Genomic DNA, 22,746 nt, shown 5'->3' with positions numbered 1-22,746 from the left:
CGGCTGTATTACTGATGCTAGATTGGCGGAAATTATGGCGGAGTCTCTTTGCCCGTTTAGCACGATGGTGGAAAACCCTGTGGCAAAAGTTGCGGGGTTTTCCACCATCGGCGGGTTCGGATGCACCGGTAGGCCCTCCCCTGAGCTATACCCACTATGAATTCCTGTTTCATGAGCTTCTAGAAGGAGTCAGTAACCAAGGATGGGGACAGGCAGAAATTCGGGATTTTTTCCGGCAATGGCAAGAGCGGACGACTGAAAGGGAGTGGTTGGGATGGCTAGAGCGCTTTGGTGAAAGAGTTTTAGGCTCTCGTGCCCCGAATCTGGAGTTGGCTGAACGGATGGTGCAGTTGAGAGCTGTTTATCCAGAACCTTTGGGGCAACTTGCCGGTGAGATTGGATCAGCCCTGTTACAACGCCCTAGGGAACCGGATAGGGGAGAAGAACTGAAGAGGGAGGAAGAACCGGAGGTGAAGGAGCCGCCTCTAGAGGTGGAGAAAGAACCGGTGAATATGCCGCCTCCGGTGAGTGAGAAACCTCCTATCTCTCGACCTCCTGAGCAACCAACGAAGCCGAAAGAGAGTCCTAAACCAGTCCAGAAACTTCCTGAACCGAGTCCAGAGTTCCCCTCTGTGATACCCTCTTTGAATAGTTTGTCAGGGGTGTTGCGTTTGTTGCAATTGCGACCGCAGATGGCGCAACAGTTGGCCAAGCAGATGGGGATTGAGGAGAGTAACCCAGAAAATGTGTTACAGGAGTTACAGGTCAGGGCGCTAATGAAGTCCAGTGTAAAGCAGGAGAAACAGGGGAATTTAGGGGGAGCGATCGCCTATTTGGATCGGGCGATTGATATAAATAGCCAGTCGGCGATCGCCTGGGGTATGAAGGGAGATCTATTATTTAAGTCACAACGATTTGAGCAGGCGATCGCCGCCTACAATCGAGCCACAACCCTGAATCCTGACGACGAACAAACCTGGTATAACCGGGGAATGGCAGCCTTTGAGTTACAGCAATTTGAATTAGCCTTATCCAGCTTTGAGCGATCGCTCGATCTCCAGCCAAATTTCTATCCAGCTTGGAAAAACAAGGCCATTTCCTTGTTGAATTTAGGACGCTATCAGGAAGCTCTAGAAGTGTGCCATCGCACCTTAGAGAAGGAACCCAACGATCCCGTTTTACAAACCTGTCGAGACAAAGCACAGGAGAACTTAGAAAAGGAAAATCGCCCATAGTGCCGTGACACAGCTAAAAATGTGCATTAGCGTAGGGTGGGTTAGGCGGCTAAAACCTAGACTCTGACAGCAATCTATCAATCCGCCGTAACCCACCATTTTAGGGTTGTCACGGCAATAGAGTGCGATAGAGTGCGATCGCCTAAACCCAGCCTTGATGAACCGGTTGAGGCTTCGATTCCGGAATAAAAATCGATAAAGCTTTGGGAATAACCCGGAAGTGAGCCGGAGTCGTCGTCGTAATTTCCCCATCCGTATTGATCGGCAGAGCATGGCGAGTGTAAACATGCAGTTCCGTACCATTAAGGGATAAAACCCCCGGCAGAGTATGATAGCGTCCGTGATAAATAGCAGGAAAAATAGCCAGAATTTGCCACCAATGCTCTAATCCTAAACTATAGAGGTCGAGGCGTTGATCGTCGATCGCCGCATCATGGGCGATCGCCATACCCCCTCCATAATAGCGCCCATTACCAATCGCAATTTGAATCGTTTTCACCCGATGGGAGCGCTCACCTTCCTTAATTTCCGCATCAAACAAACGAGATTGGGCCAACACCTTCAGAGCAGAAAGCGCATAAGCAACAATCCCCCAACGGCCCTTAGATTGGTGACTCAGGCCATCCGTAATCTTCACACTCAAGCCCAAACTCGCCACATTAAAGAAATACTTGCCATTCACCCAGCCTAAATCAATTTGATGCAACTTTCCCGTAGCGATCGCCCGACAAGCCGCCGGAATTGACAACGGGATCTGTAGCGTTCGTGCCAGATCGTTCGCCGTTCCCATCGGTAAAATACCCAAAGGTCGTTGGATCTCCACCAGAGCATCCACCGCCCCATTCAGAGTCCCATCCCCCCCACCAATAATCACCAAATCCATCTGGGGGCCATACTCGCGAATCACTTGTGGTAATTCTTGATAATTTGAAGGAGAAACCTCCAATAACTTAAATCCCTGATGCTCTAAATAGGCGATCGCCTCCTCGCGAGAATGCCTTCCCCGTCGTGAGTGAGTATTAACCAAAAATAGCGCTTGTCTAGTCATAAATTTCCATTACAAGCAGAATATGCCTAATATGGTACTTTGAACCGATTAACTGACCGATTACCAAGGCGCAGCACAATCACCATGATTCACCGCACTATTCGACCCATAGGAGTTTACGATCTCCGAGGATTAGCCTCTTATGAGTCTAAGTTACTTTCCCTAGACTCCATACGCGGTTATCTTCTCCAGATTGATGCCCAAAATGATAATACAACCATCCTAAACCCCAATGAACTGCCTGAAATCAAATATGCCAACGGTTTAGCCATGTGGGAAAATACCCTCTGGTTTACCCGCGATCACAGTGTCTATACCTGTTCTCTCGAAGATTTCCGACCCCGCTTATTAGCCACTCTACCCTTCCGCGCTGAGGGGATCGCCGTGTGGGGAACAACAGTGTATGTCTCCTGTAAGGAAGGCTGTTATATCCAAGTATTGAACGATAAAGGGCGCATGATTACCCAACTGCGTCCCCCAGGAGTAGGAGTCGAAAGTCTAGCCATCCGCAATGAAGAACTTTGGGTCGCTGACAAGGAAGAACAGACCGTTTATTGTATGGATCGGGCAACCGGGGACATTAAGTTTAGTTTTTTAACCCCCTTTGATAGCCCCACCGGGTTGGTTTTTTATACCGATCCGACCACTTCAGAAGAATTGCTCTATGTTTCCTATGCCAGCGAAAAACCCTTTATTCGCGACGATCCCAATTCCGATCCGCCCCTGGAGTTAGCCTGGCGCGATCGCACCTTTATTCATCCCCTCTACTATTCTTATAATGCCGACGGCTATTATGGTCTCTCCAACGGCTATCTGATCGAGATGTCCTATGTCGAAGAACTCTCTCCCCTCGATCCTCTGGAATTAAAAAACTTACAATGGCGTATCGCTCTACCTTCAGAAACTGCGCGACAAAAAATCCGCTCCATCGAGGCGATCGGTGTAGACTTTACCGAAGAAATTCAAGATGGACAAAAAGTCGCCGTCTTTAACTTTGATCACCTAAAACCCTACGAAAAGCGGATTTTTGGCTGGAAAGCCTTAATCGAAGTTTACAGCATTAAATATAGCCTTGTGCCCCTGGATGTGGAAAAAATCCCGCCCCTAGAGCCAGCGTTACAGCAGCGCTACTTGGTTGATGATGATAATCTGGCCATGGAGACACAAGTCGTCCGAGAAGCCGCTCAAGAAGCAGTCGCTGGAGAAACCAACTTTTTACGGCGCATGATTGCCCTGCGTAATTATGCTTATGATAAGCTCTCCTATCGACTGACCACCAAAATCGAAACCCCCGATGTTGTCCTCTCCAGAGGAGCCGGATCTTGCGGAGAATATGTAGGCGTTTTACTCGCTCTCGCCCGCTTAAATGGCATTGCCTGCCGTACCATCGGGCGCTACAAATGCCCCGCCAGTCCTGAATACAAAGGCGTTCCCCTAGAGCCAGATTATAACCATGTTTGGCTCGAATTTTATATCCCCAGTATCGGCTGGGTTCCCATGGAATCCAATCCCGATGATATGGAAGATGGCAATCACCTATCCCGGTTTTTTATGGGGTTAGCCTGGTATCATATTGAAATCGGCAAAGGAATTCCCTTCGAGCGCATTCGGTTAGATGGGAAGCCTGTAGACCGAGAACAGCTCTCCGTGGGAGATTTAGCCTTAAATCATGTCCGGTTTACCATTCTGGAAGAAGTTGCTCCCTCGTGCTGAGTGCCTTAACTGGTAGTAAAACAATTGCAGTATGAGCAGTTTGGAAAAAGTATCGAAAAAAAAACGGGGAGCGATCGCCCTCTGGTATGAACGCATTATGGCGGCGATCGCCACCTTTAACTTAGCCCTAGTTGCCTTTGATATCAGTTATATCCAACTGCGTAACTTTTGGCTGCAAGGAACCATTCAAGTTCCTTTCGTAGGATTTATTATTCAAGCGCCCATTCTCTCCGATTCCATCGATTCTTCTCCAGTAACCGCTTGGTACGATCCCATTAAAGGCATCCAACCCAACCGAGATACAGAAAATTATTTAGAAGTCGTTGAAGAACTCCAAAAAGAAGGTCAAAAAACAGGTTATGGCTCTAGCGCATCTCAAGCAATTTTAGCCGAATTGCGACAATTGAGCGAACAAATGATCGATGAAAATCCCTTCCAGGGAGCCGATAAAAGCGGAACCTTGGAAAAGATCAAAAATCGAGCGCGAGATCATATGGATGAAGAATCTGCAAAAGATGCCTTTAACCAATTTTGGACTTCAGAAAATTTATTAAACAGTTCTGAAAATCAAGTTGAACTCTTTAATACTAAAATCGCTCCATTGATGGCAACCAACTACTATCGTTCCATTGATGAAACGGGGGGAGAGACCAATCTATTTGCCGCCCTAGATTTTCCCTTTACTATTATATTCTTAGTCGAGTTCTTAGTTCGCAGTTTATACATTTCTCGCAAATACGATACCATTACCCTCACCGATGCCATGCTCTGGAGATGGTATGATATTGTGCTGTTTTTGCCTTTCTTTCGATGGTTACGGGTTATTCCGGTCACCATCCGCCTACATCATGCCAAACTGATCAATTTAGAACCCATTCGCGCCCAACTGAGTCGAGGATTTGTCGCCACTATTGCCGGTGAACTGACTGAAGTCATTATTATTCGGGTCATTAATCAACTGCAAAATGAAGTCCGGAGTGGTTCCCTCGCAAGAGATTTATTTGAAGGAGCAAGCCGTCAATATATCGATCTCAATGATATTAATGAAATTGAAGCCATTACCAATCGCTTAACCGAAGTAATTATTTGCCAAGTGTTGCCCACACTACAACCGCAAATTCAACAAATCATCAACCACAATATCGAGCAAGTGGCTGAAGCCACCCCCTTCTATCAAAACGTCAAAAGTATTCCAGCATTATCCCAATATCCCCATCAATTGAGCCAACAGATTTCCGAGCAACTTTCCCGGTTGATTGCTGAAGGCTCTCAAAACCTCTATGAAGCGATTAAAAATGACCAAGTGGGAGCAGAGCTAATGAGCCAATTGGCAGAAAGCTTTGGTAAATCTCTCAGTGCTGAGTTGCAACAAAAACATACCACCCAAGAACTCGAATCTCTCGTGAACGACTTCTTAGAAGAATTTAAGATTAATTATGTACAACGCCTCGGAGAAGAAGACATTGAGAACATTTTAGAAGAAACCAAACGTCTGGAAAAAGGCAAGAAACGTTAATCCCATCGACCAAAACAGCAGTCGCTCTAGCGTGGGAGCGAGAAAATAGATTATAATTAGGAGCGACTGTGCTTGACTGGGAAAAGGCACTGAAGCTCCCCGCTCCCAAATCAAGTGAGTTCGATCAATGCATAGAAGATTCAGCTTGGCATTGAAGAAAGTCTATTGTTTCTCCTGAAACCCTGAAAACTGAGATCGGGAAGAGAAAATAGACCCCTCACCCAAGGGTGAGGCGATCTCCAGTCTATGACTAGGGGCGATCGCCCCCTAAACCAGTCTCAGACGCTTGAGTGGGAACTAACCCGCTTTTTTTTATGGCAGTACATGGTGTGTTATGGTTCATCCTTTAATTCCACAAATCCTGGAGTTGGCTACCCCAGTCGCCCAAAAACTGGGGTTAGAAGTCGTTGGTGCTACCTTCCAAACCAACCAAAATCCACCGGTATTGCGGGTTGATATTCGCAACCCCGATCGAGATACTGGATTAGATGAGTGCGAACAAATGAGCCATCTCCTAGACACAGCCCTAGAGGAGAGTCAACTGATTACCCAATCCTATGTCTTGGAAATCTCCAGTCCCGGAATCTCCAAACACCTAACCACAGACCGCGACTTTATTGCCTTTAAGGGATTTCCCGTGATCGTGATCACCGATCCCCCCTATAAGGCAAAATCCCAATGGCAAGGTACGCTCAATCGTCGAGATGAAACCCAAGTGTATCTGAACCAAAAAGGACGTAATATTGCTATCCCTCGCGATGTGATTCGTTCGGTTGAGTTTTGTTAACTCCCAACTTGACCCCTGATAGCAATCCTAAATTTACCTAGAACAAAGGACAAGAATTAACAATGTCAATGGTTAACTTGCCTGGACTCAAAAACTTAATTGAGAGTATCAGCAAAGAACGAAATTTACCCAAAACGGCAGTTCAAGCAGCCCTGAGAGAAGCCCTGATGAAGGGTTATGAACGCTATCGGAAAGCGCAACACCTCAAAACCTTTGAGGAAGACTATTTTGATAACTTTGAGGTAGAACTCGATCTCGATGAAGAAGGGTTTCGGATTCTCTGCACAAAGGTGATTATGGAAGAAGTGGATAATTTCGATCATCAGATTTCCCTCAAAGAAGTGCAAGAAGTGGTCGATGAAGCCCAAATTGGTGAAACCGTTGTATTGGATGTTACCCCAGATCAAGGGGACTTTGGGCGCATGGCAGCGATTCAGACCAAGCAGGTGTTAGCCCAAAAATTACGGGATCAACAGCGTAAGCTGATTCAAGAAGAGTTTCAAGACCTCGAAGGAGAAGTGCTACAAGCGCGGGTGTTGCGGTTTGAACGGCAATCCGTAATTCTGGCAGTGACCAGTGGTTATGGACAGCCCGAAGTGGAGGCCGAGTTACCGAAACGGGAACAGTTACCCAATGATAATTACCGCGCCAATGCCACATTTAAGGTCTACCTGAAAAAAGTGGGATCGGGTTCCCATCGCGGCCCCCAGTTGATGGTCTCCAGAGCCGATGCCGGTTTAGTGGTATACTTGTTTGAAAATGAAGTCCCAGAAATTGAGGATGAAGTGGTGCGGATTGTGGCTGTAGCCAGAGAAGCCAATCCTCCCTCGCGCTATGTGGGGCCTCGCACAAAAATTGCTGTGGATACCTTAGAACGGGATGTAGACCCAGTGGGCGCTTGTATTGGAGCGCGGGGATCGCGGATACAGGTGGTCGTGAATGAACTTCGGGGAGAAAAAATTGATGTGATTCGTTGGTCTCCCGATCCAGCTACCTATATTGCCAATGCTTTGAGTCCTGCACGGGTAGATGCAGTTTATTTAATTGACCCAGAAGTTCGCCAAGCTCATGTGTTGGTTGCCGAAGATCAGTTAAGTTTAGCCATTGGTAAGGAGGGGCAAAATGTCCGTTTAGCGGCTCGATTAACGGGCTGGAAAATTGATATTAAAGATGGAGCGCTTTATGATGAAACCGCAGAACATCAGAAGATGGCGGCGATTATTGAAGCTCGCCATGAAGCTGAAGGCCAATCGGATGAAGCGTTAGAGGAATCGGATGAGGAATCTTTAGAAGCCCCCAGATCCGTTGAAGAGGCTTTAGATCCGGAGGAAGATGCCTCAGAAGTCCCAGAATTAGTAGAATTAGAAGAGGAGGAGATCGTTGCACAAGAGGAGGAAAACGAGGAAGAGAAGGCATAATCCCTAGGGGTTAAGGTGAAGTGAGGGCAAGAAAATGGAGCCGAATCAACGCCGTTGTGTCAGTTGCCGAAAAGTAGATCGCAAACAAGCCTTTTGGCGAATTGTCCGAGTTTATCCGGATGATGAGATCCAATTGGATGAAGGCATGGGGCGCTCGGCTTATTTATGTCCCCAAGCAGACTGCTTAAAAGCGGCTCAAAAAAAGAATCGATTGGGACGATCGCTCAAAGCATCTGTTGCCCCATCGATTTATGAGAAGCTCTGGTCTCGTTTAAAGGAAGTTGATGACCCCTCACTTACACAGCCCAGGGCAAAATCAGAGTCATAAAGGGCGATCGCTAATCTTCTGGATAGGAAATTTCTAAAAATCATAACAATCTCTCCAGTTGTTTAACGATTTGTGCAAGATTAAAGAAAGAAGCGTAAATCCCCTAAGTGGCGATCGCTTCCACCCCTGTAGTTGTCGTCGAAAGGCAGGCCACTATGTAAAACCAGTCGATATCACAAAAGAGGCAAGTGTGGATGAACAACGGCAAAGTCAGAATATACGAGCTATCCAAGGAATTGAATTTGGACAATCATTACGTTTTAAATCTTTGCGACCAATTGAATATCACGTACAAAAGCCATAGCAGTACCATATCCGAATCTGAAGCAGAGCGGATTCGTGCTTGGGCTGAAAAACATCCCCCCAGCGAAACCTCAACGGGAAAACCAACTCATCATCGCTCCAAATCCCAGGGGAGCGAAAAACCCATTAAGAAGAAAAAACAACAAATCCTAGAAGTTCGTAGACATTCCTCTGAGGCAGACAAAGGGACTCCATCAGCAACCGATGCCCCCCGTGACCCATCAGACGATTCCCTTTCCCTGCAATCTCCTCCGTTGCGACCTTCACCTTCACCGGCCCTGAAATCATCTCCACCCACTCCTCCCGTTGACCCCGATCCCCAACCCCAAGAACCTGCGGTTTCTCCGGGTCTAGCGGAAAAAACCGCAGCCCAAGAGAGTGCCCAACCCTCCTCCGAGTCACCATCTAGGGATACAACTCCAACTCCATCCATGTCTGATGCAGATCAAAAAACCGAACTGATTGGCCCTCCGGTGCGCCCAACTCCACCCACGAAAACCGCAAAAACGGATGACAACACTGCCAGAGAAACGTCTGAGGAAACCGTTAGTCCATCCCCTGCGCCAGCAGCCAAGCCGGCCAAACCGAATAAATCACCTAAACCCCCGCGATTGAAGCGATCTGGAAACGGGTCTAAATCTGAAAGTAGCGACCCGAAGAAACCTCAAGGAAACAAACCGATTATCCTCAAAGACAAAGACAGTGGAAAAGCGGAAAAATCTGGCGGGGGTAAAAAAGAACAACGCTCTTCAGGATCGGGTGATGGGGCTGCTGTGGGCACAAAATCGAAAAAGTCCTCGAAACCCGATACTCAGAAAGAGAAGCTCTCCGATCCTTTGCGCCCCCGTCCAGTGCGACCGGGAGAATCGACCAAGGGTAAAACTGACAACTCAGATGACGAAGATCTCCTGATCGATCCTTTGGAAAACTCAGAACCAGAGGAAGAACTGGAATTAGAATTAAGACGGCCGATGCCTCGACCCACCAAAAAAGTGAAGAAACGGTCAGAGGAAGAAGATGATGACGATCGGCAAAAGTCCAATGCTAAATCCGGTAAAGGGGTGACCAAAAAACGCCGTCCTCATATTATTGAGGATGATTTAGACGACGATCTCGATGACGAGAATGAAGACGGTGATAGCTCCACAGAAGTGAGCCTATCCCTGGTGCGTCCGGCTAAACCGAAAGGCCCTTCGACTTCTTCTCCTAAACCGACAGGAACCCCAGTCACTAAGAAGCGATCGCCGAGTCAGCAGAGGGATAATAATAGAAACCGACGGATGGGCAATAAAGGGCCAGAGAAAGCCGAGAAACCTGAAATCATCACCCTCAAAGGTGAATTAATGGTGCGGGAATTGGCAACTCTATTGGTAGTTCCCGAAACCGAAGTGGTTAAACGCTTATTCAATAAAGGCATTGCAGCCACCGTCACCCAAACCTTAGATCTGGAAACAGCGATCTGGGTGAGCGAAGATTTAGGTGTCGAAGTGGAAACACCAGCGGCCGAATCGGAAGCGAAGAAAACCCAGATGCTCGAAGAAGGAGACTTGGAACATCTCCATCGTCGCCCCCCAGTGGTCACGATTATGGGCCATGTGGATCATGGGAAAACCACGCTCTTGGATGCGATTCGCAAAACCAAGATTGTCGATTCAGAAGCCGGTGGCATTACCCAACATATCGGGGCATATCATGTGGATGTGGATCATGACGATAAAACCCAGCAAATCGTCTTCTTAGATACGCCGGGTCATGAAGCCTTTACGGCCATGCGGGCCAGAGGAACCAAGGTTACTGATATTGCGATTTTAGTGGTAGCTGCCGATGATGGGGTTCGTCCTCAAACCATTGAAGCCATTAGCCATGCTAAAGCGGCAGAAGTGCCCATCGTGGTTGCCATTAACAAGATTGATAAGGAAGGGGCTTCTCCCGATCGCGTTAAACAGGAGTTGATGGAACATGGCTTGGTTCCCGAAGAGTGGGGCGGCGATACCATTATGGTTCCGGTGAGCGCCATTCAGGGTGAAAACTTAGATGGCTTGTTGGAAATGCTGCTTCTGGTCTCCGAAGTAGAAGAACTGTCTGCCAACCCCGATCGCCTGGCACGAGGCACGATTATTGAAGCCCATTTGGATAAATCCAGAGGCCCTGTAGCTACCTTGTTGGTGCAAAATGGAACCCTGCGTGTGGGGGATGCCGTAGTTGCTGGAGCGACTATGGGTAAAGTCCGCGCCATGGTCGATGACCGAGGCGAACGAGTCGAAGAAGCCCTCCCCTCCTTTGCCGTTGAGGTGTTAGGCCTGAGTGAACTGCCCTCAGCCGGGGATGAGTTTGAATGTATGGCTGATGAAAAAGAAGCGCGGGCGATCGCCAGCTCTCGTGCGGATGCCCAACGGGAAACCCGTCTCCAACAAGCCCTTGCTTCCCGTCGTGTTACCCTCAGCTCCCTCAGTGCCCAAGTCCAAGAAGGAGAACTCAAGGAACTCAACCTCGTTTTGAAAGCCGATGTTCAAGGATCGGTAGAAGCCATTCTCGGCTCCTTGCAACAACTGCCTCAAAATGAAGTCCAACTGCGTATTCTGCTCGCCGCAGCCGGTGAAGTCACCGAAACCGACGTGGATCTAGCGGCTGCCTCCAATGCCGTCATTATTGCCTTTAATACCACCTTTGCCAGTGGCGCTCGTGCAGCCGCCGATCAAACTGGGGTGGATGTACGGGAATATGACATTATCTATAACCTCTTAGATGATATTGAAGGGGCAATGGAAGGTCTGCTCGATCCAGAACTGGTGGAAGAAGAACTCGGCCAGGTCGAAGTCCGAGCCGTATTTGCGATCGGCAAAGGCTCGGTGGCTGGATGTTATGTCCTCTCCGGTAAAGCCATCCGTAACTGTAATTTGCGGGTAACTCGTGGCCAAAACGTGATTTACGAAGGATTCCTCGATTCCCTGCGTCGGGAACGGGATGACGTAAAAGAAGTGAATGCTGGCTTTGAATGCGGTATCGGAGTGGATAAGTTTACCACTTGGCAAGTTGGCGATCTGATCCACACCTATCGCATGGTGACCAAACGGCGCACGTTGTCGAGCTAGAAGATAGAACAGTAGACACCACTATCTATCTACAATATCGGTATATGTAGGGGCGAGGGGCTACTCGCCCCTACAACCGTGTCTCAGTAAGCTTAAACTCGTTCTTCCTCCAGTGAAGCCGTTTTCTCCTCGATCGCCAGAGGAGGACGCAGGAGGAAATAGACCACTAAGCCAAAAAAGGGCATCAGGCGAGTGACCCATAGGATAGTGGGATTATGCCATTGGCGGCGTTTCATGTCATCGCCCACAAGCCAAGATTGAAACAGGGAAAAGAAGAGTAAATCGATCGCAAAGGAATACGCCAGGCGATCGCTGGATATAATCTCGATCAAGGCTTGCCACCGTTCCCCCATATCCCCAAATTCTGGCCTCGCAAACAGGGCCCAACTGACGGAAAGAAACACAATTCCACTTAAGAATATACTCCAACCGCGACTTTCTGTAACTTGTTCTAATCGCGATAGGGGGCGATCGCCCAATTCCGGATTCGTGCGTCTAATCCCTAACCAAGGCAGATAAAACACATTCGTCAGAAAAGCAATCCCCACTAAAAAGGGAAACATCGGCCACCGTTGCCCCCGACCATCCACCAGAAACCCCCATAATAATAAGGCCCAAGCCACCACAATATTAAACAACCCTTCTAAGGCAGGATGTAAAACCGGTGCAGATTCCGGTAAAACTAGGGGCGTAATCAACCAAAAATTTAAGCTTAAATCCCAGACTTCTTGCAATAATTCTGAGTTAATATGCAATAACGAAGGGCCGGGGGGCAGGTCAGAAAACAAGAGATAAATCACATAAACCAACCAGATCATCCAAATCAGAACTTTGCCCATGACTCATCACTCATTACTCATTACTCACTTAAGCCACTTGATTAGAACATTTACATTTAGGTAACTGATTCAATAATTCACTGTTCGGATCGCTGACTGGGGCAGGGGTTTCACCTGGCTCTAAAACGGCTTGCTCGGCAGGAATCGGTTTTTCACTCGCTTGGGTCAGCCTTTGACCAATGCGACTCAACATAGCCTGATTATCTACAGGCGATCGCGGTAAAGGTAAATCCAAATTCGGCCAACTTGAGAGATTAATACAAGGACAAGTTTTAGTCTCCATGCTACCAACGGTCATGGGAATGGGCATGACGCAACGACAGCAGAGAATAATATCCCATTTTGGGGTCAACAATTCGGCAATCGTTTGATCGGTATCTTCTAAATAACAGTCCCCGGATTCATCAGAAACTAGGGTTTGCCAACACTCTTCAAAAGCCTTACTGTAGCGATATCCTTCAATCACTGGAGAAGGTGATAAACTCCGATCCCCATTATGAATGTAAATTTTTCGCCCTAATTGAAGCCAATGAGCTAAATATTTTTTAACTTCGTTTGCGGATGCCATAAATAATCTAACCTGAATACAGCTTATGAATGGTCACAACTGGAATAATGAGTTCATTCATCGTTTTAATGGGAAGGTCACTGATAGTCGGTGATGCTAGTGAGGTTACACGAGCGGATCACATATTCCCATCTTAACCTCTCTTCCCCGTACCCGATGCCCATCAAAAGATGGAAATTGATCTATCAAAGGTTACAAAAGTCTAAAGATTGGGGGTTAATGGAGTCCCTAACACCGTTAAATTGAGGGCATAGCCACCTGTGACTAGGTACACCGGATTTGCGATCGCTCCCACATGACGAATTAAGTTTCCTAGGCGATCGCGGAAAGTTCGCCCCAATGGATATGCTGGAACTATGCCCCATCCCGTTTCCTCAGCCACCAAAATCAGATCCGCTTGCGTTTGTTTGACCTGAGATAAAAACTCTTGCTCCATCGATAACCAAGCCTCATCCTCTAGATCCAGACAGTTGGCTAACCAAGTACCTAAAGAATCAACCAATAAACATTCCCCACACTCACCCTCTTCCAGACACTGGCTTAACGCCCTGGGAACCTCCCTCGTTTGCCATTGTCCAGGTCTTCGCTGTTGATGTCGTGCAATGCGCTGTTGCCATTCTTCATCCGTGGGATCGCGTTGGGCAGTCGCCACATAAATCACCGGTTTTTCACTCTGTTCGGCTAGAGTTTCCGCCCATTCACTTTTACCCGATCGCGCTGGCCCCGTTACCAGGATGACCCTTCCTGAACCCCAGAGATGACTGACCATACTAGATACTGCTATTCCCCATAAAACAACCAGGTACGCTTAGTGTACCTGGTTGATTGACTTCTGAAGTGTATTTTTTATATTTTATACAGCAGCGAAGTAAACTTTGGATTTGACGGGATCGGGGTTCATGGTTTTTTCACCTGGTTTCCAACCCGCAGGACAAACTTCATCCGGGTGAGATTGAACATACTGGATGGCTTGCAGTACGCGCAAGGTTTCATCAACATTGCGACCAAAGGCTAAGTTATTAATGGTGGCATGTTGAATCACACCTTCTTTATCGATGATGAACAGACCCCGGAGGGCAATTCCTGCATCGGGATCGAGGACGTTGTAAGCCGCACTCACTTCTTTTTTGATATCAGAAACTAGAGGATAGTTCAGATCGCCAACACCGCCAGATTTACGGTCAGTTTGAATCCAAGCCAAGTGAGAAAATTCACTATCTACAGAAATTCCTAGGACTTCGGTTCCTAGATTCTTGAATTCTTCATAGCGATCGCTAAAGGCAGTAATCTCAGTCGGACAGACAAAGGTGAAGTCTAGGGGATAGAAGAAGATCACCACATACTTACCCTTATAGTCAGATAGTTTGATGGTCTTAAACTCTTGATCGACCACTGCGGTTGCCGTAAAGTCAGGGGCAGCCTGTCCAACGCGGATACATCCTTCTGATTGAGTCATGTCTGCTTTCTCCGTTACATATTGTTACGAATCATATCATACTCATAGTCGTTATGACTCCTTTTTTTGCCAATTTTCCCTAATTTAAATTTTCCATCCCATAAAAACCGTCTATATCCAAGGGATACAGACGATTTTGGAGACTATTCAATAGTTTGATGGCTCGGGGCAGATTTGAACTGCCGACCTTGGGCTTATGAGTCCCCTGCTCTAACCAACTGAGCTACCGAGCCAAAATCGCAACTTCACTATCCTAACACAATCTCTCCCTAAAAAGCAAGGGAGATAGGGAAAATTCTTCCCTATCTGTTGGATTGAGTTTAACGATTAGGCAAATAGGCCATCGGGTTAACTGCGCCCTGTCCAGCCGGATGGATTTCAAAGTGCAGGTGAGGCCCAGTGCTATAACCGGTACTTCCCATTTCTGCAATTTGCTGACCTTGGCGAACTCTCTGCCCTTTGCGAACTAAGAGGCGATTATTGTGGGCGTAGCGGGTCAAACTGCCATCCGGATGACGAATATCTACCAAATAGCCATACCCACCGGAATTCCAATCAGCATAATCGACTACACCAGGAGCTGCCGCAAAAATTGGCGTGCCAATGGGCCCAGCAATATCGATACCTCGGTGCATTCTCCCCCACCGCCAACCATATCCAGATGTGAAAACACCTTGAGCTGGCCAGATATAGCCATTCATGCGATCGCCAGGTAAATAGCGTTCACTGGGAGCCAACGGCGGCACTTCCGGAGAAACCATTTCTCCAATGGGCAACTTACTGGGGTCGTAAGCATCTGGCCCCAGGGGAGCCACCGCTACATTTTGCACGCCTCCAGAAGTTGGATCGGTTGGAGCCGAAGGGCTGGACGAGCGATATTGCTCCTGTAAGCGCTGTAACTCAGCTTCCAAATTGCCACTAGCGCTAGAGCTAGAAGGAGCAAATTCAGGATTAACCGGTTCTACAGGTGCAGGAGAAGCCACTGGAGTCACTGGAGTTGAGGGTTGAGTCCGAGGGAGAGTGACACTCGCGGGTTGATTTTGATACTGTTGACGAAGCTGATTAATCTCCGTCGTTAGCCCTTCCACATAGGTACTATAGGAGGAGCTATTGCCATCAGAATAGGTCGTGAATTGCTTCGCAGATGACGAGGGACTCAAATCAACTAAAGCCACCGGTTGACGAGGATTTAGGTCAGCCGAACTAATCTGGGTGTTATTGTTCCCTGGGATTAGAGCTGTAGCAGTTGTCGAGTCTAAGGCATTGCTGCTAGGAATCTTCAGGTTTTGATTGACTCGAATTAAATTGGGATTGGTAATTTGGTTCACTCGGATTAACTCAGATCGCGTTACGCCATAGCGACGGGCGATCGAATCCAAGGTTTCTCCTCTCTGTACCTGATGGAGTCTGGCTTGAGGAAAACCAGAATTGTTCAGATTAAATGTAGAAGCTATAGGAGTCGAATCTAACGAGGGAATCGTCGGTAAATTCGGTAGCTCTGGCTCTATCTGAGTTGAACCCACATCCACTGAGGGGATGTCCTTACTCTGCTCTTTGGTTTGGGCAGAAAATTCCGAAACGTCAGTTTCTTTCTCTGCCGTTTCCGGAGAAACCTCAACTTCTTCTAGGGCTGGAGCCACAGATGTTAGGGGAGCCAGAGGTTGGCTCGGCAATGTCTCAGTTGAGGGGATTGATGGATACTCAGTCAAGGGTTTGGCTGTGCCATCAAACTCCTGTAACGTTTGCAGTTCTCCAGAGGATTTCCAAGTGAGGGAGGGTTCCACTTCTGTTGAAGGGATAACTGAGGATGAGCTTTCAAAGCGAGGCAGGGCTAAGGACTGATTCACTTCGAGTTTGTCGGGATCGCTCAGTTGATTGGCTTGAATCAGGGTAGATGACTCCACACCATGGTTTTGTGCAATGGTGTCTAGCGTATCTCCTGATTCCACCTGATAGAGTTCCAGAGTCACTTTCTCTGGAGCCGCGTTTACTTGTACTTTTGGCGCAGTTTCTGCCTTAACTGTCCAATCTGGATCAAGGGTTGTGGCTGATTCAGGTGCGAGCTGAGTCTGCCGATTTTCCCAAGAGGGTTTGACTGCTCCCACTTTCTCCAACTTGGCTTGTGTGGCTTCCTGGGGAATGACCGATACCGATGGAGAGGGGGAGGGAACTGAGGATTCCTCTACCGACAAGTCTTGTACCTTGGGGGTGGTTTTTCCAGAGGGGAGAATCGTTATTCGGGAAGATTCTGGATTAACTGACTCTAATACTTTTAAGTAGTTAACCGCCTCATCTAAGGCTGCCTGCTTTTGCTCTTCTGGTTGAGCTACGGGCGTGTTTTGAGCGGATTCTTGGCCCTGTCCTGGGGTTAGAACTAGGGGCGAGGATACGATCGCCTCTTGGTTTTGGGTGCGATCGCTTAATTGCGGGGTGTCCTCCAACAAGCTTACCGGCGCGGGAGGCTGTGATGTGACCAGGGCTGAGGCTGGATTTAAGGTTTCCTCTGTCGTCACCCCTGTATCTCCGAAAATCACAGGCGAATTTCCCAGAGAAGCAGGAACAGCATTGAACCCTGGAGAAGCTACTGTCGTTGAGATTCCACCACCGGTTAAACTCGGTTGGGAGGCTCGATGATCTGTAGTCTGATTGGGGTCAAGCGCTGCTGGTTCTGCCGCTCTAGCCGCTTGCTGACCTTCTGGGAATAATAGGTTTGGGAAACCCATAGAAATCGCAGCCAAGCCAATCATGGCCGCCGATGTACACACCCTGCGGTTGCTATCTGGGGAAACCTGCTTCAAATGACCTAATTCCGCTTGCAATACAGCGGTTGGAAGCAGAACCGATTGATTATCTTTCTGGGAATTTGCTCGTTTCAAAGAACGACCTCCTAGTAGACGAGCGCTTAACAGTGTCTGAGTTAATATAACCTAACTTTGGTGATTTGAAACACTTGAGTTAGTCGATCAAGATCACAGACAGTTAATAGGCTTAGGCAAGATTACCCTGCTTTTTTAAATCTGACAAGCGTTAAGTTTTGTTTCAATGATTCTAGCTTTGAGTTGGCAAATTGTCATCCTTACTCTTTTTCTAGATTCTTTAAGGGTTTCGGCACTTGGGCAGACTATCGGGAAAGTGCTGATAGAAATTTCTTATTGAATTGTCCAGAATTTTATATGCGATCGCTTCTGAAAGCATCAGGGTTTGACCCCCCTTTTTCGGAGAAGTCCCCCACGGGAATCCCCTAAAGTCGATCCAGTTTACCCAGTTGGCGACGGGCTTCAAATAGCCCCAAAGCTGTACTGACTGAGAGATTTAGGCTTCGCACTCCGGGTTGATCCATCGGAATTTTGACTACACAATCACAATAACCGAGAACTTCTGGAGGTAAGCCTTGGGTTTCACTGCCAAAGAGCAGCCAGTCATTACTTTGGAAGGCAAAATGAATATAGTTGCTGGTTCCGGAGGTACTAAAACCGATGCACCGTCCTCCTTGAGCCAGTTGATGAGTGGTGAAGGTGTCCCAATCTAGATGATAGGTCAGATCGACAAAGGGCCAGTAATCGAGTCCAGCCCGCTTCAGATAGCGATCGCTAATTTCAAAGCCTAGGGGCCCCACCAAATGCAGGGGGGTACGAGTTGCCGCACAAGTTCGGGCAATATTCCCGGTATTGGGAGGAATTTGGGGATGAACCAGAACGACCCTAACCATGACCCTTGATCGTATCAGAAATTTTAATCAAACTGAACACTGACCCAGCCTCAAAGGAAGCCATTATTTGTTGTACAAAGATTAAGCCACTAAGGGATGACAGAGGTGATCGGCCATTTCCTGTTCTTCTCGTTCAGTGTGAGCGATCGCCTGTTGCATCACCTGCTCCAGATTACCATAGCGTTGATAGTCCTGTAACCAACGTAAGCTCTCATTGCCTTGGCGCAAAATCTTTTTCACGGGAGAAAGAAAACAACTAAAGCCTTTTTGTTTGGCCACCGGCCAAACCTGATCGTAGAGTTCTTCAATCCACTCCCTGGCTAAAATCGAGCGTCCATCTTGCCAATGGGTTAACGATGCATCCAGACTTGATTGAGCGACCGCTTCTTCATTGGTAGTAGTTAGAGCGACCAACCCTTGCCGATTGTCACACAGCAAGAGGGGGTCTAAGCCAGGATCGCCAATCAGTTGCCATAACCGAGCCTCTAACAAGGCAGTAATCCCTAAAAGGGCGATCGGATCGGTAACCAGATCGCAGATTCTCAATTCTAAACGATTCAGGTTATAGGGACGGCGATCGCCATTGGGACGTACCGAACTCCACAAATGACGCACATTTTGCATTGTCCCTTTCGCCAACTGTTCCTGAGTCCAATCAATATAGTGGCGATGACTTTCAAACAAAGGCACAAACTCAGGGGTTTGGGGAAACACCTGCCAGCGCGTGGAATGGGAACCCGTCACCTGGCCATTAAAAAAGGGAGAAGAGGCACTCAAAGCCAGATAGAGGGGAGCTTCTAAGCGCACCAATCGACAAGCCCGCATTAAAACTTCCGGATCGGCGATGCCAATATTAATATGAATACTGGCGGTAACCACCTTCGTACCATAGGTTTTTTCAATGTACCCATGGTAAGGATTCTTAGGATCGGAGCGATAAAAGCGATCGCCCCCACCCAAAGATAAGGTACTGCCCGGAATCAGGGTATAGTCTCCTAACCCTTTCAAATATTGGCGTAACCGTTGTCGAGGCTGAACCAGTTCACACAACAAACTCTCATAACGACATAAGGGAGCGGTGGTGTACTCCACATTACGACTATCGGGTTCGCGCACAAAACCATTCAGATCGGCCACAATGCGATCGGAAAGCCCCACGATTTCACCCTGGGGAGTCCCCGTGTACATTTCAATTTCAAAGCCTTTGGAGAGGAGCATATCCATTCCTCAATCATTCTTGTTCTAGCTTATAGCGATCGCCCTCTCTCCGGAAAGGATAGCCATTCTCCATTTCTAGATCGGATGTGTCTTGATTCCCCCGAATCCCCCCTGAAGAGGATTTTACCCGCCATAACTGATCGAGTTGGGTCGCTGGCATCGTCAAATACAAAACATCTCCAGGGGTTAATAGGGTCTCTAATAACTCCCAACTATGGACGACCTGATGATAATTGGTTTCCAAATACAGGGGCACAAAATCCGCTTGCATGGCTGCGTCTTTCACCTGTTGACCGCAAAATGGATGACTGGGCGTAATTAATGCTGCCAGAGCGACCCACAAACTTTTACCCGTCATCCCATTACCCAAGATTCTCCCCCCTAGGGCAGCAGCCGCAAAGGAAGGAGCGGCTAAATCAATGGGACTGAGAACCGAATCGAGATCGAAAACTTGTTGAAATAATTTGGCAAAATGGGGGTCTTGGTTCCGGACAATTACCGGTAATTTGGGCACTAATCCCTTACTGCTCAGGGCAATTTCCAGATTAATCGTATCATTGCTAGTGACGGCAAATAGGCTCTCTGCCCGTTGAATATTGGCCGTCTCTAAGGTGGTCGCTAAACAGGCATCACTCAGAATGACAGGCACTTTCAAGCCATAAGCCGCATTCAGAAACCGACAGTTGGTATCGGGTTCAATGACCACCACTTCATAACCTTTAGCATGGAGTTGACGGACGATTTCCATACCAATACCGCCTAAACCACAGACAATATAGTGGTTCTGTTGGGGAATGGGGGCAGTTTCTAGAAGTTTGCGAAACCGAGTCCCCAAAACCCAATCGTTGAGCAAAGCGTAACCAATACCGACAATGCCTGCTCCCATGAGCATCATCAAGGCAGTAAAGACTTTAATCGCAGCAGGAGCTTGTTCAGCCACTTCTTCTTGTCCCCCTGCACCGGTAATCATGCCCACGGAAAAATAGAGGGCATCAACAACCGGAACTTCCCAGTTAATGGTGGTATAGGTGAACGTGGCAAGCAAAATGGTTAGAAGTAGCAGTAGGGTAACCAGAACTGAGGATTGAAAATGTTGTTGAAATTGGCGCAGGTAGGTCATAAACTTACGAATTTTAGCCAGAATTGAGGTTGAGGAGAGTTTGGGACTCGGTTCAGTGGCTAAAATGAGGCGATCGCCGATTTGTAATTCTCGGTTTTGCATCACCCCAGAGACGAGATCCGTTTTACCATGGTGGGGGAGATAGTAGATCAGCATTCGATGAGGATTTTCCCACAGAGCTGTTAGGCTCGTTCCTCGCCAAGGATGATTGGCATCGATATATTCTTCATAGATGGGCCAAGTTTGGTTGTAGAGTTTCAGTTGGCCAATGGCATGATTGCCAAATGCCGCAAACATGAATACCGGTGCAGCTAGGGAAGACACACTCATGGTGGTGTGTTGGGGTAAAGTGCGATCGAGGCGATCGCCTAAATTAGTATTAAATAAGCGATTAATCACCCGAATCTGGGGATTTAAGATCCTCGCTTGCACCAAAATCGCCAAATTTTCCCCATCATCATTACTGGAAATCACCAAAGTGTCGGCTTTCACGATTCCAGCCTTGAGAAGGGTAGAGGCTGAACGCAAGTCGCCCACAATAATATTGGTGTTTTCGCCAGGAACCGGTTTGGTCGAGATGCCAATCACCACAGCGCCCTGTTGTCTAAGCAGGGAATATATAGTATATCCAGTACGTCCAAGACCACAAACGATAATTCGAGGTTTCATATACAAGGTAGGGTATCACCGTCACGAGCTGAATTCAGCGGTGTTATCAGATTGAATCTTCCATTGTTGATGAGTATGGCCCCCTAGACTGTAACCGAAAACACCATCAGAGTTGCGGAATCCATATTCAACGGTTTGGATCTTTAAGGAGTAGACTTAGGGTAATCGGTTGGGTTAGTTAAGAGCCATGCGCCCCATTTTCACGAAAGCCAACCTCAAAAAATCCATCAGCCTTGTATTGCTGTCATTAGGCATTTCTGAAGGCATCGCATTTACCCCCATAGAAGTGCCATCCTCTGAGGATGCCGAATCTCCTTTGACTACGGCTAGAGATGTAACCCGGTCGATCTTATGGATTTCTACTGGTTGGAGCGCCAATTCAACAGAAATCAAAAGATGCAGAAACCGATTGAGAAGAGCATGGAGAAGGATGCAGAAGAGTCTGGTTGAAAGGGTCTGAGAAGTCAGGTTTCTTGCAGAAAACCAGCTTCTGACTGCTGGCGAAAATCATCCCACTGAGGAACATTTTTTGCCCCAATTGGTCTCTAGAGGCGTTGACTTCAGATTGGGAGTGGGGAAAATTGAGAGCGGCCTCTATTTTCACAAAAGCAAACGTTAAAAAATCTGTCAGCCTTTTATTGCTCTTATTGGGTGTTTATGTAACTGGATTAGGCACTTGGATTAAAATTAAAACCACCTTAGCTTTAGAGAAAGCTCCCCAACCCGAAGCTATTTTAATGTTGGGGGGCAATCATGAACGAGAACCCTTTACGGCTCAATTTGCTGCCCAGCAAGAGCAGCCCCTAGAAATTTGGGTTTCTTCGGGTGTGGGGCGCGAAAAAGCGACTCAAGCCTTCAAAGCTGCGGGAATTTCGGAAGAACAGTTTCACTTGGATTATCAGGCGGTTGATACGGTAACTAATTTTTCTACATTGGTCAATGATTTGAAGTCCAAAGATATTGACCATGTTTATCTAATTACTTCCGATTTTCATATGCCCCGATCGAAGGCGATCGCTACGATTATTTTAGGCAGTCAAGGGATTGCTTTTACCCCCATAGAAGTGCCATCTTCAGATGAAGGAGAATCACCCCTGAGCATTGCCAGGGACGTGAGCCGGTCGATTTTATGGACATTAACAGGGCGCACTGCGGCTACCCTGAATCCTCAGTTTCATAAATTGCGTGCCCAGAATTTGAAAGAAGTTGAAGCGCTGTAACAATTAACAATTAACAATTAACAATTAACAACTATTAACTAGAACTTTGGCGCGATCGGAACGGCGCAAAACTTCAAAGTCTTCTGCATCTAATTCTACAGGCGTGCCACTGCGAATGAGTTCGGCAAAATTTTCATTAGGAATCATAATACAGAGGGCGTACATACGCCCTTTTCCTGTATTTTCAATGATATGGGTTCCGGTGGGGGGAACCATTAAACTATCTCCGGCTTGAATGCTGACTACTTTGCCGTCACAATAGGCTAATCCTTCTCCTTTTAAGATGAAAAACATTTCTACCGCTAATTGATGGCGGTTGGGAGGGGTTTTACCCCCTGGATCGAAAATTTCAATACAATAGGTTAGGGAAAAATCAGACATGGTAGGATCGAAGACGATCGCCAGCCGATTGCTGTCTTGAGGACTGATGCGATAGGCTTGGTATTCGGTGGGAGATTTGACCACCGGAATCATACAATGATGCTTATTCATAATCTTTCAGTAAAG

19 protein-coding genes and 1 tRNA gene are annotated in these 22,746 nt (G+C 47.5%); 8 read left to right on the top strand and 12 right to left on the bottom strand.

What is annotated here, in order from left to right; translation table 11 throughout:
* Window positions 1-14 precede the first annotated feature (14 nt).
* Window positions 15-1,235, top strand: a complete 1,221-nt coding sequence (locus tag PMG25_RS15940; protein WP_283767885.1) for a tetratricopeptide repeat protein — start codon at window positions 15-17, stop codon at window positions 1,233-1,235.
* A gap of 142 nt (window positions 1,236-1,377) precedes the next feature.
* On the opposite strand, the gene PMG25_RS15935 is transcribed toward PMG25_RS15940, so the two are convergent.
* Complete coding sequence (locus PMG25_RS15935) at window positions 1,378-2,283, bottom strand: lipid kinase (RefSeq protein ID WP_283767884.1); 906 nt, start codon at window positions 2,281-2,283, stop codon at window positions 1,378-1,380.
* 84 nt (window positions 2,284-2,367) lie between these two features.
* Here PMG25_RS15935 and PMG25_RS15930 point away from each other — a divergent pair, with 84 nt between their 5' ends.
* The 6 genes from PMG25_RS15930 to infB all read left to right on the top strand — a co-directional run bounded on the left by PMG25_RS15930 (window position 2,368) and on the right by infB (window position 11,440).
* On the top strand, window positions 2,368-3,996 hold the full coding sequence (locus PMG25_RS15930) for a transglutaminase-like domain-containing protein (protein ID WP_283767883.1): 1,629 nt from the start codon (window positions 2,368-2,370) through the stop codon (window positions 3,994-3,996).
* Between the two features lie 31 nt (window positions 3,997-4,027).
* Entirely contained in the window at window positions 4,028-5,512 is a 1,485-nt protein-coding gene (locus PMG25_RS15925; protein WP_283767882.1) for a hypothetical protein, read from the top strand.
* Window positions 5,513-5,846: 334 nt separating this feature from the next.
* On the top strand, window positions 5,847-6,299 hold the full coding sequence (rimP, locus tag PMG25_RS15920; RefSeq protein ID WP_283767881.1) for a ribosome maturation factor RimP: 453 nt from the start codon (window positions 5,847-5,849) through the stop codon (window positions 6,297-6,299).
* A 62-nt stretch (window positions 6,300-6,361) separates the two neighbouring features.
* The gene (gene nusA, locus PMG25_RS15915) at window positions 6,362-7,717 is read left to right on the top strand and encodes a transcription termination factor NusA (RefSeq protein WP_283767880.1); all 1,356 of its coding nucleotides are present in this window, start codon (window positions 6,362-6,364) and stop codon (window positions 7,715-7,717) included.
* Window positions 7,718-7,751: 34 nt separating this feature from the next.
* Window positions 7,752-8,045, top strand: a complete 294-nt coding sequence (locus PMG25_RS15910; RefSeq protein WP_283767879.1) for a YlxR family protein — start codon at window positions 7,752-7,754, stop codon at window positions 8,043-8,045.
* A gap of 194 nt (window positions 8,046-8,239) precedes the next feature.
* The gene (infB, locus tag PMG25_RS15905) at window positions 8,240-11,440 is read left to right on the top strand and encodes a translation initiation factor IF-2 (protein ID WP_283767878.1); all 3,201 of its coding nucleotides are present in this window, start codon (window positions 8,240-8,242) and stop codon (window positions 11,438-11,440) included.
* 92 nt (window positions 11,441-11,532) lie between these two features.
* Here infB and PMG25_RS15900 read toward each other — a convergent pair whose 3' ends face one another.
* The 10 genes from PMG25_RS15900 to PMG25_RS15855 all read right to left on the bottom strand — a co-directional run bounded on the left by PMG25_RS15900 (window position 11,533) and on the right by PMG25_RS15855 (window position 21,412).
* A complete protein-coding gene (locus tag PMG25_RS15900; protein WP_283767877.1) occupies window positions 11,533-12,279 on the bottom strand; it encodes a hypothetical protein in 747 nt (248 codons plus the stop codon).
* A 28-nt stretch (window positions 12,280-12,307) separates the two neighbouring features.
* Complete coding sequence (locus PMG25_RS15895) at window positions 12,308-12,847, bottom strand: hypothetical protein (protein WP_283767876.1); 540 nt, start codon at window positions 12,845-12,847, stop codon at window positions 12,308-12,310.
* A 202-nt stretch (window positions 12,848-13,049) separates the two neighbouring features.
* Window positions 13,050-13,616: a bifunctional adenosylcobinamide kinase/adenosylcobinamide-phosphate guanylyltransferase gene (gene cobU, locus PMG25_RS15890; protein WP_283767875.1), complete on the bottom strand. Its 567-nt coding sequence runs from the start codon at window positions 13,614-13,616 to the stop codon at window positions 13,050-13,052.
* Between the two features lie 84 nt (window positions 13,617-13,700).
* Window positions 13,701-14,303: a peroxiredoxin gene (locus tag PMG25_RS15885; RefSeq protein ID WP_283761355.1), complete on the bottom strand. Its 603-nt coding sequence runs from the start codon at window positions 14,301-14,303 to the stop codon at window positions 13,701-13,703.
* Window positions 14,304-14,462: 159 nt separating this feature from the next.
* A tRNA-Met gene (locus tag PMG25_RS15880) sits at window positions 14,463-14,536 on the bottom strand.
* 87 nt (window positions 14,537-14,623) lie between these two features.
* Window positions 14,624-17,179, bottom strand: a complete 2,556-nt coding sequence (locus PMG25_RS15875; RefSeq protein WP_283767874.1) for a peptidoglycan DD-metalloendopeptidase family protein — start codon at window positions 17,177-17,179, stop codon at window positions 14,624-14,626.
* Between the two features lie 365 nt (window positions 17,180-17,544).
* Window positions 17,545-18,012 (bottom strand): tRNA (cytidine(34)-2'-O)-methyltransferase, encoded by a 468-nt coding sequence (locus PMG25_RS15870; protein WP_283767873.1) that lies wholly within the window; start codon window positions 18,010-18,012, stop codon window positions 17,545-17,547.
* A gap of 81 nt (window positions 18,013-18,093) precedes the next feature.
* Window positions 18,094-19,230: a glutamate--cysteine ligase gene (gshA, locus tag PMG25_RS15865; protein ID WP_283767872.1), complete on the bottom strand. Its 1,137-nt coding sequence runs from the start codon at window positions 19,228-19,230 to the stop codon at window positions 18,094-18,096.
* A 13-nt stretch (window positions 19,231-19,243) separates the two neighbouring features.
* Window positions 19,244-21,019: a potassium channel family protein gene (locus tag PMG25_RS15860; protein ID WP_283767871.1), complete on the bottom strand. Its 1,776-nt coding sequence runs from the start codon at window positions 21,017-21,019 to the stop codon at window positions 19,244-19,246.
* Between the two features lie 174 nt (window positions 21,020-21,193).
* Entirely contained in the window at window positions 21,194-21,412 is a 219-nt protein-coding gene (locus PMG25_RS15855; protein WP_283767870.1) for a hypothetical protein, read from the bottom strand.
* 161 nt (window positions 21,413-21,573) lie between these two features.
* Between PMG25_RS15855 and PMG25_RS15850 the strand changes: the two genes are divergently transcribed.
* Window positions 21,574-22,239: a YdcF family protein gene (locus PMG25_RS15850; protein ID WP_283767869.1), complete on the top strand. Its 666-nt coding sequence runs from the start codon at window positions 21,574-21,576 to the stop codon at window positions 22,237-22,239.
* A 24-nt stretch (window positions 22,240-22,263) separates the two neighbouring features.
* Here PMG25_RS15850 and PMG25_RS15845 read toward each other — a convergent pair whose 3' ends face one another.
* On the bottom strand, window positions 22,264-22,731 hold the full coding sequence (locus tag PMG25_RS15845; RefSeq protein ID WP_283767868.1) for a cupin domain-containing protein: 468 nt from the start codon (window positions 22,729-22,731) through the stop codon (window positions 22,264-22,266).
* Window positions 22,732-22,746: the final 15 nt, after the last annotated feature.

The sequence above is a fragment of the Roseofilum capinflatum BLCC-M114 genome, assembly GCF_030068505.1.
GTDB lineage: Bacteria > Cyanobacteriota > Cyanobacteriia > Cyanobacteriales > Desertifilaceae > Roseofilum > Roseofilum capinflatum.
This window is presented reverse-complemented; position numbering and strand designations above follow the sequence as displayed.